This window comes from Arthrobacter sp. UYCu512 (assembly GCF_040547075.1).
GTDB lineage: Bacteria > Actinomycetota > Actinomycetes > Actinomycetales > Micrococcaceae > Arthrobacter.
On record NZ_JBEPPA010000004.1, the window covers coordinates 72,592 to 87,258 of the forward strand.

General features: G+C 64.8%; 14 protein-coding genes and 1 tRNA gene. 3 read left to right on the plus strand and 12 right to left on the minus strand.

Features of this window, described 5'->3' with window-relative positions; translation table 11 throughout:
* Positions 1–127 precede the first annotated feature (127 nt).
* From ABIB49_RS05500 to galU, 12 genes are all read right to left on the minus strand, one after another.
* The gene (locus ABIB49_RS05500) at positions 128–595 is read right to left on the minus strand and encodes a GatB/YqeY domain-containing protein (protein WP_226773985.1); all 468 of its coding nucleotides are present in this window, start codon (positions 593–595) and stop codon (positions 128–130) included.
* Positions 596–743: 148 nt separating this feature from the next.
* Complete coding sequence (locus ABIB49_RS05505; RefSeq protein ID WP_282359690.1) at positions 744–2,408, minus strand: cellulase family glycosylhydrolase; 1,665 nt, start codon at positions 2,406–2,408, stop codon at positions 744–746.
* Positions 2,409–2,673: 265 nt separating this feature from the next.
* Complete coding sequence (locus ABIB49_RS05510; protein WP_282359691.1) at positions 2,674–3,579, minus strand: glycine betaine ABC transporter substrate-binding protein; 906 nt, start codon at positions 3,577–3,579, stop codon at positions 2,674–2,676.
* 101 nt (positions 3,580–3,680) lie between these two features.
* A complete protein-coding gene (locus ABIB49_RS05515; protein ID WP_226773988.1) occupies positions 3,681–4,529 on the minus strand; it encodes an ABC transporter permease in 849 nt (282 codons plus the stop codon).
* 2 nt (positions 4,530–4,531) lie between these two features.
* Positions 4,532–5,836, minus strand: coding sequence for a quaternary amine ABC transporter ATP-binding protein (locus ABIB49_RS05520; RefSeq protein WP_226773989.1), 1,305 nt, complete (start codon positions 5,834–5,836; stop codon positions 4,532–4,534).
* Between the two features lie 480 nt (positions 5,837–6,316).
* Positions 6,317–8,029, minus strand: coding sequence for an ABC1 kinase family protein (locus ABIB49_RS05525; protein ID WP_282359692.1), 1,713 nt, complete (start codon positions 8,027–8,029; stop codon positions 6,317–6,319).
* Positions 8,030–8,034: 5 nt separating this feature from the next.
* Positions 8,035–8,589, minus strand: a complete 555-nt coding sequence (locus ABIB49_RS05530) for a PadR family transcriptional regulator (protein WP_226773991.1) — start codon at positions 8,587–8,589, stop codon at positions 8,035–8,037.
* A 172-nt stretch (positions 8,590–8,761) separates the two neighbouring features.
* A tRNA-Ala gene (locus tag ABIB49_RS05535) sits at positions 8,762–8,834 on the minus strand.
* A gap of 46 nt (positions 8,835–8,880) precedes the next feature.
* Positions 8,881–9,681 (minus strand): SDR family oxidoreductase, encoded by an 801-nt coding sequence (locus ABIB49_RS05540; RefSeq protein ID WP_282359693.1) that lies wholly within the window; start codon positions 9,679–9,681, stop codon positions 8,881–8,883.
* A gap of 212 nt (positions 9,682–9,893) precedes the next feature.
* Entirely contained in the window at positions 9,894–10,880 is a 987-nt protein-coding gene (locus tag ABIB49_RS05545) for a hypothetical protein (protein ID WP_282359694.1), read from the minus strand.
* A 117-nt stretch (positions 10,881–10,997) separates the two neighbouring features.
* A complete protein-coding gene (locus ABIB49_RS05550) occupies positions 10,998–11,618 on the minus strand; it encodes a GNAT family N-acetyltransferase (protein WP_354156807.1) in 621 nt (206 codons plus the stop codon).
* A gap of 5 nt (positions 11,619–11,623) precedes the next feature.
* A complete protein-coding gene (gene galU / locus ABIB49_RS05555; RefSeq protein ID WP_282359696.1) occupies positions 11,624–12,541 on the minus strand; it encodes a UTP--glucose-1-phosphate uridylyltransferase GalU in 918 nt (305 codons plus the stop codon).
* Between the two features lie 96 nt (positions 12,542–12,637).
* Between galU and ABIB49_RS05560 the strand changes: the two genes are divergently transcribed.
* The 3 genes from ABIB49_RS05560 (at position 12,638) to cpaB (ending at position 14,627) form a co-directional block, all read left to right on the plus strand.
* On the plus strand, positions 12,638–13,300 hold the full coding sequence (locus tag ABIB49_RS05560; protein WP_283480959.1) for a 5-formyltetrahydrofolate cyclo-ligase: 663 nt from the start codon (positions 12,638–12,640) through the stop codon (positions 13,298–13,300).
* Between the two features lie 119 nt (positions 13,301–13,419).
* Positions 13,420–13,683, plus strand: a complete 264-nt coding sequence (locus ABIB49_RS05565; RefSeq protein ID WP_226773997.1) for an FmdB family zinc ribbon protein — start codon at positions 13,420–13,422, stop codon at positions 13,681–13,683.
* 95 nt (positions 13,684–13,778) lie between these two features.
* The gene (cpaB, locus tag ABIB49_RS05570; protein WP_354156808.1) at positions 13,779–14,627 is read left to right on the plus strand and encodes a Flp pilus assembly protein CpaB; all 849 of its coding nucleotides are present in this window, start codon (positions 13,779–13,781) and stop codon (positions 14,625–14,627) included.
* Positions 14,628–14,667 lie beyond the last annotated feature (40 nt).

Consider the following 14,667-nt stretch of genomic DNA (forward strand, 5'->3'; position numbering starts at 1 on the left):
GATCGGAGACTGACGTTTGCGGCGGAAGCCCGCGGGACCGCCATGCGGGGCACCTCTCAGGATACAGGGGGCCGCTGGGGGCTCACTCCGGGCGAGCTCACCGCACGCCCGGTCATCCGCTTGTTATTCACTGCGTGATGCGGCTGCGCACAATCTCGCTGACGGCCCTGCCGTCGAAACGTCCGGCGACCTTCGCCGTCACTGGCTTCATCACGGCACCCAGCTGGCGGATGGTCAGTTCACTGCCGTCAGCCGTGAGGGAAGCGACGACCTCATCGACAATTGCTTCCACTTCGGCCTTGCTCAGGGCTTGCGGCAGGTATGCCTCGATGATTTCGGCTTCTGCGATTTCGGCGGCGGCCCGCTCCGACTCCCCCGCTTCGATGTAAATACGGGCCGTGTCGCGGCGTTTGGCGGCTTCCTTCTGCAGCAGGGATGTCACCTGGGCATCGTCCAACACGATAGGGGTCTTACCGGACTTTTCGCGTGTTTCGATTTCACCCAGGACGTTGCGCACCGTGGTGAGTGCAACCTTGTTGCGGTCCTTCATGTGGCCGACGACGTCGGCATGCAGGCGTTCCTTCAGGGTGGTCATGGTTCTCCTCGTCTTATCGAACAGGATATCGGCATACCGGACCAGGGCAGTGACCCGGGCCGGCCGCCGCACCCGTTCCGGGCCGCAAGGGTGGGTCCGCAAGGGGCAGCGGGAGGGTCCGGCAGCGCCGCGACGCTCCCGCTCGCAGCTATTTAAGCGTAAGCACCGGGTTGACCGGGGCTTTTAAGGAGTCCAGCTGAACCCCTGCAGTGCGCTTCAGACCGGGCAGAATGGAAGCGGCCCAATCGGATCCCGTGCAGCTAACCGACGCCTTGGGGACGATGGTGCATTTTACGCCCCATGAGTTGACCACCTTGGTGACATTGGGGTCTTTCCAGGACACCGACCAGCTGGGCGCTATCCGGAGGCCTGTGGCTTCCAGGCTGGCAACGTACCCGCCGTTCCATGAGCTGGTGGCCTTCCATGTTGCGGTGATGGCAGGGGCACCGGACGGGGATGCTGTCGGGGTCGGCGTCGCTGACGGCGTCGCGGTCGGCTTCGGCGTCGCCGACGGGGACGGTGTCGGCGCCACAGTCGGCGTCGCGGTCGGCTTCGGCGTCGCTGACGGGGACGGGGACGGTGACGGGAAGTTAATAACCGGCGTTCCGGTCAGAATCGGCGCGAGGGCAGCGAGCTTAGCGGTCTCCGGGGTGCGCCAGTCCGTTTTGACGAGGCCGCCGGTGATCCCGGAGTTCGGGTTGAAGGACCAGTAGGCGTAGCTCATCTTGTTGGCGGCCAGGTAGGAGACGATCGAGCTCATCCACTGTTTGTCCGATTCTGTTGCCAGGGCAGAGCCGAATTCACCGAGCAAAATCGGGGCGATGCCCTGTTTCTGGATGTAGCCCCAGTTCTTGTCCCAGACGGCCGGCAGGTTGTTCGGGTAGTTCGCGTCGCTGAACCACTTCTGCGCGTAGAGGGATGCCGGATAGTCGTGCGGGGAGTACACCACGCGGTTGGGCGTGTTAAGGACTACCGGCTTGGCGCCGACGTCGGAAAGTCCACCGCCCCACCAGGTCGCTGACCCGTCGCCCTGGTTTTCGATGCCTTCAACGATGATCAGCAGCTTCGGGTTTGACGCCAGGACGGCGTTCCCGCCCCGGGTGGCCGCCGCCTGCCAGTCGGTGGCGGCCGAACCGCGGCCCCAGGTGGCCGCACCGTACGGCTCATTATGCAGGTCGGCCCCGATTACGGTGGGATCGTTTTTGTACCGGTCGGCGAGCATCTTCCAGTCGGAGATCCACTTCGTCTCCGGGACGGCAGCCGTGTACCACAGGGGTGACTGGTCGGCGCTGCTTGGTCGATGCCGGTCCAGGATGATCTGCAGCCCGTTAGCCTTGGCTCGGGCGATGACCGTGTCCATCACGTCCAGGGGCCGTTTGCCTTCGAGGTTGTAGGCGCGGTTCGCCCAGTAGTTCACGTTTCCTTTGACCGCCGTCGCAGCCAGGCACTCGTTCGAGAACGGCAGCCGGACGGTGTTGAAGCCCATGGACTTGATGTTGGCCAGTGCCTCATCAATCGTCAGCGTCCCCCACAGTCCGTGCGGGACGCAGTCGGGGGTCTCCAGCCCGAACCAGGAGGTGGCTTTGATAACGAACGGCGAGTTGTTCGAGTCTTGGATGGTGCCCCCAGCGGTGTGCAACCAACCGGTGGCGACCGGCGTCGTATCCACCACGCGTTCGGCGGCCAGCGTCGCGGGTCCGGCGCAGCCGGATACCGTGAGCAACCCGGCCAGCGCCGCGGCCGCTGCAGCCACAAGCTTCGTGCCGCGGCGCGGACGGGCAGAACCCGCGTCGAGGGGGTGATTGTTCGTCAAAATTACTCCGTATCCGGGGCCTGTGGCCCGTTCCAGGACATACCCTGGCGGGTGCCGAATCCTACCTTGGCACAAGAACCGGAGGACTGGTGCAATGGCACCGCACATTTCGGTGCAAAAACCGCATTTTCGCGGCAATCCACGGCAGCCTTCCAGCAGGGCAGCCGGTTAACGGAGGCGGTTCCCGGGCCAACCGTGCCCGGAAACCGCCGTGCGGCGCCGTGACCGGCACCGTTCTCTCCGCCAGTGCCCGCCTACCGAGGAATTAATCGGTCAGCGAAGCAACATAGTCTTTGTTCTCGGTCATCCACTTTTTGACGGCGGGACCGTAATCATCAGTCTTTTCTCCATTGAACATGGCGTTCTCAAGGGAGTACAGCTTCTCCGAGTCCATCTTGAAGCCCTTCAGCCATCCGGCCAGGGCCGGGAAATCCTTATCGAAGGACTTACTGGCGAAGCTGTGAATGCCTTCAGCTGCGCCCAGGGCGCCCTTGGGATCGGCGAGATCCTTCAGCGGGAAGGCGTCATAGGCCCAGTGCGGGCGCCACAGTGTGACCGCGATGTTTTCGCCCTTACTGGTGGCCGTCTTGAGTTCGGACAGCATGGCCGGCGTGGAGGACGTCAGGTACTCCATGTCCTGCAGGCCGTATTCCGGGATGACCTTGTCCGTAGTGGCTTCCGTCAGTCCGGCGCCCGGTTCGATCCCGACGAGCCGGCCACCGAACTTGTCTGCGTTGGCGGCAAGCTCATCCAGGGAATCCACGGGGGCGTCCTTGTTCACCGCAATGGTCAGCTTTGCTTCGTCATTCCACGAGCCAAGGTCAACCATGTCAGCGCCGTATTTTTTGATATAGCTCTTGTGCGTAACAGGCAGCCAAGTGTCCAGGGTGACGTCGTAGTCGCCCGTTGACAAACCTGAGTAGACCGGTGCCGGCGCCGCATATTCGAGCGACACGTTGTAGCCCTTCTCCTCCAGCGCGGCTTTCCAGAGTTCAGAGGCGGCAATGCCTTCATCCCAGCCGTTGAAAACAGCGATTTTGACATCTTTTTTGTCGCCGTTGCCGGGACCACTGCTGGCGGTGTCTGCGCTGCCTCCGGTGCCGCAGCCCGAGAGAGTCAGCAGTGCTGCAGCGCCAAAGGCTGTCAGGTGCATAAGTGGTGAAGATTTCATGTGTTTCCTTTCGATCCCGCGCCGAAGCGCGGCCCAGTCCCGGGTGCGAGTGAATGCCTCCGGGAGTCTTTCGGTAGGTGGGCTGAACTGCCTCCCGGCATTCAGTTGGTGGTGGCTTCGGCCCGGCGGCCCAGGCTGGCTGTCACCCGGTCCAGGAAGATGGCCAGAATGACCACCGAGATCCCGGCTTCGAAGCCAAGCGCGGCGTCAATCCGGCTGAGGCTTTTGACCACATCGCCGCCCAGTCCGCCTGCGCCGACCATCCCGGCGATGACCACCATCGACAGGGAGAGCATGATGACCTGATTGATGCCGGCCATAATCGTCGGTGTCGCCAGCGGAAGCTGGATCTGGGTAAGGATCCGCCGGGGGCTGGCGCCAAAGGCGTGTCCCGCTTCCACAACTTCGCGGTCAACTCCGCGGATGCCGAGCTCGGTGAACCGTACGCCTGGTGCCATCGCGAAGATGATGGTGGCCACGATGCCGGGCACGACGCCGACCCGGAACAGCAGCAGCGCCGGGATCAGGTAGACGAAGGCCGGCATCGTCTGCATAAAGTCCAGGACCGGCTTCACCACTGATGAGGCGCCCGAGGACCTTGCGGTCAGGATGCCCAGCGGCACGCTGATCACGATTGCCAAGGCGCTGGCCACCAGCACAAGCGCCAGCGAGTCCATCGCGTTTTCCCATTGCCCTACCCCGTAGATGAGGAGGAATCCGAGCAGGGACCCCAGTGCGAGTTTGAAGCCCCGCGCGAAAAATGCCAGCGCGCACAGGACAACGATGACGGTCCAGAACGGCGGGGTGCTCAGCAGCCAGCTGACACCGTCAAAGAGTGCCAGAAAGATTGATCGGAGCACGGTAAAGAATCCGCCGAAAGTTGCGATGATCCATTCGAGGGCGCTGTCCACCCAGGCGCCTAGGGGAATTCTGAAAAGGATGGAGTCCATGGCTACTTTTCGCCTCCGAAGGTTGCTGCGGTTTCGGCCGAGGTCGATTGGAGCGCGGCTGTAATGATTTGCTCGGGAATCGGTGCGGGGGTGCTCTCCACCACCGGGATGCCCGTCGTGGTGGACGGCACGTTGCCCAAGGCGGCCAGCAGCGTCACCCGCGGGATCGCCCCGACCAGCCGACCGGCGTCGTCGACCACGGCGAGCGGAATCGGGCTCTCCACGGCCAGGCCGAACAAGTCCGCGAGGGCAGTGTCCGGAGAAACGAAGTCGGCGGCGTTTCGAATCACCGTTGACAGTTCCGGGCTGCGGGCTTCAACGAGCTGCATTACATCGCGGTCCCGCACGATGCCGTGAAAATTGCGCCTCTTATCGACGACGAACGCGGCGGAGGTCTGCAGATCCCGCATGGCGCGCAAGGCATTGCGGGGTCCGCCGGTGAGATTTACGACTGCCCGGGCGGGTTCCATCACCGAGCCTGCAGTCAGCACACGGGTGCGGTCGACATCTTTGACGAAGTGGGCCACGTAGTCGTTGGCAGGTTGGGTCAGGATATCGTCGGGGGTCCCGATCTGAACGATTTCCCCGTCGCGCATAACGGCGATCCGGTCGCCGAGGAACATAGCCTCGTTGAGGTCGTGGGTGATGAAGACAATGGTCTTACCCAGATCGGCCTGGAGGGTCAGGAGCTGCTCTTGCATTTCCCTGCGGATCAGCGGATCAAGCGCGGAGAAAGCTTCGTCCATCAGCAAGATCTCGGTTTCTGCACACAAGGCCCGAGCGAGTCCCACGCGCTGCTGCATGCCGCCGGAGAGTTGGGACGGATACTTGTCCTCCCAGCCGGCGAGGCCGACCAGTGCCAGGATCTTTTTTGCCTTGGCCAGGCGGGCATCCTTGGCAACGCCCTGTACTTCCAGGCCGTAGGCCGCGTTCTCGATGATGGTGCGGTGCGGCATCAGGGCGAAATGCTGGAAAACCATGGAGATTTTCCGTTGCCGTACCTGGCGAAGGGCCGCGCCGGCGAGCTGGGATATGTCCGTGCCGTCGACAACAACGGAGCCAGCGGAGGCGGGCAACAGCCCGTTCAGCATGCGGATCAGCGTGGATTTGCCGGAGCCCGAAAGGCCCATCACCACAAAGATCTCACCGGCCCTGACCTCAAAAGAGGCGTCCACGACAGCAGCGGTTCCAAGGGAGGCCACCTGGTCGCGGGTCTGTCCGGCTTTCAGCCGCCGCACGGCTTCGAGGGGCTTCTTGCCAAAAACCTTAAAGACGTTCTTGACGCTTACTGCAATATTTTCGCTCACTGTTGGCCTGTCTACGCGACAGCTCCCGGCCCTAGCCTGGCACTGTCGTGTGTGAATGCTTCGTTAACGGTGGGTCTGGTCGAATGCGGCAAGCAAACCAACGGCGTGTGCCGCGTTTCGCGGCTTGTTCCTGCTGGGCAGGTCGTGGGTTGTGCTCCCGGGGACCGGCAGCTCACTGGCGAGTTGCCTTCGCTGCAGCCGGACTGGCGTCCCGTCCGGCTCCTGCGCATCTGTTTCGACTCATTCACACTAACAACGGCGCGTTCGCTAAGGGCGTAAAGGTGAGGTTTGGGGGCCTCGTGCGCAGGGTTTCGTCAGGCCTCGGCCCCGCCGCAGCGGGGCGAGAGCAGAGTTATGGCATTGTGACTCGAAACCCTCGTCGTGGAGCGATTTGCGTCCCGCAGCGCGCTGGGAGCCCCTATGCAGCGCCGGAATCAGCGCTGATCCGCACCCCCGGCCTATAGCCGGGTGCCGGTCAGCTCAGAGGCCGCTGCGCCCCGCCCACAATCCGTGCAGCAGCGGAAGCACCGAAGCGGCCAGGAGTACATTGCCGAGCACCGTGTCGTCCGCGCGGAGCACGGAACCGGCCATGAGCAGGGCACCGAATATCAACACCGAAGCGATCCGCTGCGCCGAGCGGTTTAGCCGTTTTACCTGTTGCTCCAGGCGCGGATTGGCAACCGCCAGTGAACCGTCTTCCAGCCGGGTCAGGAGCCCGTCCAGGCGTTTCGGCAGGCGCAGGGCCAACCCGGCGGTGTCGAACGCCTGCTGGGCCACATCCTGCACAATGTTGCCGCGCTCGTCGCGCAACAGCTGGCCCGCATAGGGTTCCACCGTGTCCCACAAATTGAAGCGGGCGTCCAGCGTGCTGCACACCCCCGACGTCAGGGACATCGCCCGGATGATTAGCAGGAAATTCTCCGGCAACTGAAACGGCAAGGAGCGGACGACGTCGCCGAACTCGACCGCAAAATCACGGAACTCCCGCGGGTCCACCTCGCGGAGTTCGGCGAAGCCCATCCCGCCGAACCGGGCAAAGAGGTGAATCATCGCCCGCTCAAGTTCGACCGTATCGGCGCTGGGTACCAGCACACCCACGTCGCGGATTGCAGTCACCAACCCCTGGCCGTCACGTGAAGCGGCCGCGATGAGCAGCTTCCGCAGGCCACCGCGGGTACTCGCCGTCACCTCACCCATCATCCCGAAGTCAATGAAAGTCAACGTCCACGGGCGCTCTGCTGCGGGGTCCGTAGCCGGAGTAACAAAAATGTTGCCCGGATGCGGGTCGGCGTGAAAAAAGCCGTTCGTGAACATCTGGTCAAACATCACCGACGCGAACACCGGGGCAACCTGTGCCGGGTCGATGCCCGCCGCAACGAGCGCTTCGGAGTCGGTGATCTTGATCGCCGTGACATCTTCCAGGGTCAGCGCCCGTCGGGTGCTGCGCTCCCAGACGACCTCCGGCACACTCACCCGGGGATCGTCGGCGAAGTCAGCAGCGAAGCGCGCTGAGTTCGCGGCCTCGTGCAGGTAGTCGATTTCTTCCAGGCTGGTCTGCGCGAACTCCTCGACCAGGGCCGGCATGTCGGCACGATCGGAGACCAGGCGCACGTGACTGAGCCAGCCGCCTACTTTTCGCAATGCCGCCAGATCGACGTCGACAATCGCGTCGATGCCGGGACGCTGCACTTTAAGCACCACGCTGTCCAACCCGGTGTCGGCGGCATCGCCCGGAAGAAGCCTCGCCCGGTGCGCCTGGCCGAGGGACGCCGCGGCGATCGGCGTCTCCTCGATCGAGGCGAACACCAGCTCCAGCGGTGCGCCGAACTCCTCCTCTGCAAGGGTTCGGATCGCGGCGAACGAAACCGGAGGCACCTCGTCCTGCAGTCCCTCCAGCTCCTTGGTGATCTCCGGCGGGAGGACATCCAGCCTGGAGGACAGGAACTGACCAACCTTGATCATCAGGCCGCCAAGGTCCACCGCGAGCACGTGGAAACGCTGCGCGAAGCGCCGCATCCTCTTTGTTCTGGTCCGCTCGGCAATCCTGGCCAGCCCGAGGCGCGGCAGGAACAGCTCGAACCACCAGGTCACTGTAAGATGCCACGCGGCAAAGCGCAGGATGCGACGGTAGCGGGCCCGGATGTCCCCGGCGCCTGGTCCCGCATCGGCCCGGGTTCGGCGAACCGACGCCACTCCCCTCAGTCCTGGGCGAGGATCGAGTAGAGCCGGCGACGTGCCTCGTCGAGCACCCGCACGGCCTCCTGCACCTGCGCCGGCGAGCCGGTGCGCCCCACCTGGGTCGCAGCCTGCGCTAGCTCGATGCCGGCCTTGGGCAGCGCTCCGAAACCGGGGCCTGATGCCGGGCCCGACGCCGGAGCTGTTGACTCCCAGGGCGTTGACGCGCCGGCACCGGCCACATCCTCCCGGCCTGCTTCGGTCAGCGAGTAGATCTTGCGTCCGTTGGATTCCTCGGCCTTAATGAACCCCTCGTCGGCCAGCAGCTGCAGCGTCGGGTAAACCGAGCCGGCGCTTGGCTTCCAGCTACCGCCGCTGCGCTCCTCGATTTCACGGATGATCTGGTAGCCGTGCATGGGCCGTTCAGCGAGCAGCGACAGCACCGCTGAGCGCACTTCGCCACGGCCCGCGCGGGTGCCGGAGCGTTTCTCAAACCGTGAACGCAACTCCTCAACGGCCTCCCACATGCCGTCAATGTTGTTGCCGCGAAATCCGCCTGCCGGGTATGAATTGCGCATTATGCTCTCCTTGAGTCAATCGCGAACGATATACAACGATAGTCAACGATACATCTCGGTGACCGTCGGAACCAAGGGCTTGTGCGGCTGGCGGAGCCGGTGCCGCCCAATAGCCGGGGCAAGGAAAAAGCCCTCCAACCGAACGTTTCCGCAGCTTGGAGGGCTTTTGTTGTGGAGCTAAGGAGATTCGAACTCCTGACCTCTTCGATGCGAACGAAGCGCTCTACCAACTGAGCTATAGCCCCGAAGCAACGCCGGTCCAGATGGAACGGCGTTGCCGGTGTCCCTAGGCTACAAACTATCTGGCTTCTTTGCCAACCAGCCACTAAAAGTTTCACCGGCGCGGCGCTGTTCCGGCACCACATTCAGGCCTGCGCGCAGGTATTCGCCCAGTGCCCCAGGCAACGGGAGACGGATCAAAAGTCCACGCGACCCCGTCGCAGACTTCCATTGCCGGGCGAAGTCCCGCATGTCCTGGATTTCCGGGCCCCCAATTGTCCTGAGACTGTGCCGCTTGCCTGCCGAAGGTTCAAGCGCCGCCTCGAGCAGGGCAGCCGCGGCGTCGGCTGGCGCAATGGGCTGGAACCTAACGCCGTCGACGACCGGGATGACGCGCAGCTTCGAGCCCGCCGCGAAGATCGTCGCGAGGAAGGAATGGAACTGTGTCACCCGGACCGTGACGCTATCGATCCCGGCCCGCGCGTAGACCTGTTCTTTGGCTGCCTTCGAGGCGTAGTACGCGAAGGCGCTGCGGTCACAATTGACGATCGAGAGCAGCACAGCCCTCGCCACACCGGCGTCCTGGGCAGCCGCAAGCAGGCGTGCGCCGCCGTCGGCGAAATGCGTCAGGGCATTGCCTGCCCGCCCCTCCAGACAATCGATCACAACATCCGCGCCGGCCAGCGCTGCCGCCAGTCCCGCCCCGGTGGCGACGTCCGCCGGAAAGTATTCCGCGCCGCTGGTCCGGACGTTGGGGCCGGGTTCAGGCGGGTTCCGACTGAGGAATGTCACCACGTGTCCGCCGGCGACAGCTTGGTGCACCACTTCCCGGCCCACCTGGCCGGTTCCGCCGGCTACACAAATTCTTGTCATGCCCTGAGGCTACCGGGCGGCGCCCGGTTCCCGGCCGTTTTGGACCTGCCGGTTCCGGCCGTTTTGGACCTGCCGGTTCCGGCCGTTTTGGACCTGCCGGTTCCGGCCGTTTTGGACCTGCCGGTTCCGGCCGTTCCGGCCGGACGCGCCGGGACAAAAGGAAAGCCCCGGGCGGCCCACTGCGAGCAGCCCGGGGCTTCGGAAACGAGTGGTCAGGCCCTGCGCCGCTGCAGGACGTCGTCGAGGTTGCTCAGGGCGCTCTGCGCCTTGCCGAGGGGCTTTTGTTCAGAGTCCGTATCTGTGGTGCCGGCGGGTGCCTGCACCACGCCCTGCTTCAGCGAGGGTTTGCCAACAGCTTTCGGGGCTTCGGGCAGGTCGAGCGGCTCAGGAGCGGCACGCGGGGCCTTCGGCGCCTCCACGTAGGTTGGCTTGGGGACTTCCACCGGCTCCCAGCTGGATTCTCCAACACCCGGGTTACCCGCGGCAGGTCGTACGGACGTGTCGCCCGAAGCCGCAGCTTCCGCGATGGCCGCCTCGCGGAGGTCCTGGGCAGTCAACGGCTTCGGTGCCGGGGGGTGTTCAACATCGTCTGCCTGGGCGTCAAAGAGCGGGTTCTCGGCCCGTTCACGGGGCTCCCCCGCCGATTGCCGCAATGGTGTGCGCGCCGGGGCCGGCGCTGCCTGGCGCGCCGGAGCGCTCATCGCCGCGCGGAAGGCAGCGTTCACCTTACGGCGACGGTCACGGACCGCGAGTCCGCGGAGGACAACTACTGCCGCTGCCGTGCCCAGCAGTGCAATAACGGGCGCCCAGAGTGAAACGAGGCCAAAGACCCCCAACAGCGCGGACACCACGCCGGTCAGCAGCGAGAGCGAACCGGCCAGCGCGAGGGCCAGCCGACCGAAATGTATCTTGAAAGCCGGGCCCGTAGCGGCAGGCCCACGGCCGCCGTCAAGCCGGGTAGTTCCCCGGACGGATTCGGTGCGCTGGCTGCTGGTCATGGGTTTCTCCTGCTGGGCCGTCATCTTCATGACTTTCCCGGCTTGCGGGGCTGCTGGTTCTAGATCAATGACGTCCGCCACGAGCTCGCCCACGGGTTGCAGGTGGTGTCGTCCGTTCCGGAGGATGTACGGAGCAACCCAAACAATCCAGAGCGCAACAGCAATGACAAGGATCACAGAGCTGCTAAGAGGGAAGTCCACATCAAAACCGTATGAGCAATGCGCTGCTCGGAGCGGCATTGTCCCCGGTGTGTCGCCGGGTAACTGGCAATTGACTGGATTTATGCCGTGCGGGCTTGTCGGTAAAGGCCCGGCCGCTCACTTGGGTCCGGGCTGCTGCCAGCGTGCCAGCAGCCCGCCTGGCACTTCTTCAGAGGTCAGCGCGAAGCTCCGGTGGTCCGCCCATTCGCCGTTGATGTGCAGGAACCGGGGACGGTAGCCCTCGTCGCGAAAGCCGAGCTTCTCCACCACGCGCAGGCTTGGTCCGTTTTCGGGGCGGATGTTGATCTCCATCCGATGCAGCCCGAGGCTCTGGAAACAATAGTCCGTCACCAGTGCCACGGCTGTCGGGGCGATGCCCTGGCCGGCCCGGTCCCGGTCCACCCAGTATCCAAGAGTGGCCATCATCGCCGAACCCCAAGCGATAGACGAAACCGTCAGCTGTCCCACAATAACGGGTTCCCGGAAGCCGGCGGTCCGCGCCGTAATGAGGAAGGGCAGGCCAACACCCTGCGCGGCCTGCGCCTTGAGGGACCGCACCATCTGGCGGTAGTCCGGCAGACCACCGCCAGGCTCCGGGTTCGACGCCTCCCAAGGGGCCAGCCACTCACTGTTGCGGGAGCGGACAGTCGTCCATTCCTTGCGGTCCCGGTGCCGAATCGGGCGCAAGACAAGCTCGCCGCTTTCCAGCGTCACCGGCCAGTGGAAGCTGCCCCCCACCGAAGCTACTTGGTCAGGCTGGGAGCAAGGCTCGCAGCGAAGCCGGGCAGCCATTCCCGCAGGCCTGGGCCCAGGTCGTCACTGTCGCAGGCGAGCTGGACGCAGGCTTTGAGGTAGCTGAGCTTATCGCCGGTGTCATAGCGGCGGCCACGGAAGACAACGCCGTACACGCCGTAGCCGTCACCGTCACCGGAGGCAAGTTCCTGCAGCGCGTCGGTGAGCTGGATTTCGCCGCCGCGTCCCGGCTCGGTGCGTTCCAGTACCTCGAAGACAGCCGGGTGGAGGACGTAGCGCCCAATTATCGCGAGGTTGGACGGGGCATCCTCGACGTCAGGCTTCTCTACCAAGTGCTTGATCCGGACGTACTCTTCGCCCTCGATCGCCTGAACGTCGGCGCAGCCGTAGGCGCTGATCGCTGACGGCTCCACCTCGATCAGTGCGATCACCGACCCGCCGGTCTTGGCCTGAACCTCGATCATGGTACTTAGAAGTTCATCGCGGGCATCGATCAGGTCATCGCCGAGCAGGACAGCGAACGGTTCATACCCCACGTGCTGCTTTGCCCGCAGGACGGCGTGCCCCAGTCCCAGCGGGTCGCCCTGGCGCACGTAGTGGATATCACCAAGGTTGCTGGCCGCCTGGATGGACTCAAGCTTCGCGGTGTCTCCTTTGGCCTGAAGGGTGGCTTCCAGGGTAGGGACGCGGTCGAAGTGGTCCTCCAGCGCGCGCTTGTTGCGGCCGGTAATCATTAAGATGTCGGTCAGACCGACGTTGACTGCTTCCTCCACGACGTACTGGATGGCCGGCTTGTCGACGACCGGCAGCATTTCCTTGGGCATGGCCTTGGTCGCCGGAAGAAACCTCGTTCCGAGGCCGGCTGCGGGGATGACGGCCTTGCGGACGGGAGCGTTGGGTGTAGTCACTCGACTAATCTAACGGAGGGACCAAGCATTAGGTAATCATTTCCGACCGGCACCAACCGCGGTTTGCCGGCCGCACCAGCGGAGGGACAAGGCATCGTGGCATCGAAGGAAGAGACCCGGGCCAGCCACCGGGCCCGGCGAGCTGCACTGACGCCGGCGGCCCTGGCGACCGCCGGTGCCGGAATCGCCACGTACGGCGTTGCCTGGGCAGCCCGCCTGGCGGGCGGCCGCTCCGGCACTTTTGCCGCCTACCTTGGTGTGGGGTCGGAACCGCCAAGTCTTCCCCTGCTGGCAGCACTCCACCAGGAAGGGCATCGGCTGCTCCTTCCGGTCTGCGAGCCCGGCCTGGAGCTGAGCTGGGTCTACTGGACGCCGGCCTCCCGATTCGCGCGGAGCCGGTACGCGCCGATCCAGGAACCCGCCGGCAAGCGACACGATGCTTCCGTGATTCGTTGCGCGGACGGCATTTTCCTGCCGGCCACCGCGGTCGACTACTCCGGCAACCGGATCGGGCAGGGCGGCGGCTACTACGACAAATTTCTGGCGAAGCTGGCCGCACTCCCGTATCCCGGGACGCCGACGTCCGACGGCGGGCTGTTGCCGCCGGTGCCGGCAGCCGCCGTTGTGTACAACGGCGAGGTGCTCCCTGCCGGAAGCATCCCGGCGGAGTCCTTCGACCGGAAGGTGGGTGCCGCACTGACCCCGTCCGGCGTGGTGCAGCTGCAGCACCGGGCTGCCGGGGACCGGTCGCGGGGGTGATAGAATTAGCACTCAGGCCCTGCGACTGCTAAGGGACGGATTCCGCCGATAGAACTACCGGCCGGGATCCCGAACCGGCGGTACGGGACCTGCTCGTTTGCCCCTGAGGAGGATTTCCAGTGCCCACGTATGCATACGCCTGCAAGGACTGCAGCCACGCCTTTGAGATCGTGCAGTCCTTCACCGACAGCACCCTCACCTCCTGCCCTGAGTGCCAGGGGACCCTGCGCAAGAAGTTCAACAGCGTTGGTGTGGTCTTTAAAGGTTCCGGTTTTTACCGGACGGACTCGCGCGACGCAAAGGGCAGCACCGTTTCACAGACGCCGACGCCGGCGCCCGCACCGGCTGCATCCACTGCGCCGGCAGGCGCGTCCGCAAGCTAGCGCCGTTACGAAGGCCGTGCTGCTGCCACACCGCTTTGTCCACATAGACCGAACTGTAACTGCCAGGCGTGCGCGCCGGTGGGTAGCTTCGGGTTATGGCCCCCATTGGAACCGCCGTCCCGACCACATGGAAGCTGCCGGAAGATTTCTTTGAGATCTTCCGTATCGACCCGTGGCGACACTCCTCTATTATCCGGCGCTGGCGATCCCCGGGCCGCCGCCTTGATCTGTCCACGCCGGCAGCACCCTCAAAGTCAGCAGTCCCGCCGCGGGGCCGAAGACCCGCCGGCAGGCCGTCCCGCCGGCGGCTGGTCCGATGGCTCAACCGCAACCGCCGGCTCGCCGTGGCGCTGCTGCTCTGCATCGCCGCCGGCCTCACGGTTCAACAACTGACACCTGAGCCGGCCGACACTGTCCCCGCCTTCGCTGCTGCCCGGGATCTCCCCGCCGGCCAGTCCCTTGGAGTGGAGGACCTGACGGTCCTCCACGTGCCCAGGGGCCTGGTTCCCGCGGGCAGCTTCGTGAGCGCTGGTTCCCTCCAAGGCCAGCAGCTTGCCGTCGCCCTCCGCAAGGGCCAGTTACTCGCAGATTCGCAGCTAGTGGGACCTGGCCTGCTGGCTGGAAAGCCGCCGGGATCGGCCGCAGTTCCCCTGCGGATGGCGGATCCGGCCTCGATCCAGTTGCTCTCCCCCGGGCAACTCGTCGACGTAGTCATCACCACCGGCAACAGCTTCGACCAGCCCGCCGCATCCCAGCTGCTGGCAGCTGCCGTTCCCGTGCTGTGGACTTCCGGGCACGGCAGCCGTGCCGGCCCATGGCTGGGGACAGGTGAAAACGAGGGCCTCCTCGTTGTGGCCGCCGACGCCGATCAGGCGCGTCGGCTCGCAGGGGCCTCGACGCAGGGAAAACTCTTCTTCGTCCTCGTCACGGCCGTCCCCGGCTAGTCGCTTCACCGTCCGAAAGCCCCGGCGGAGCAGGCCCGAA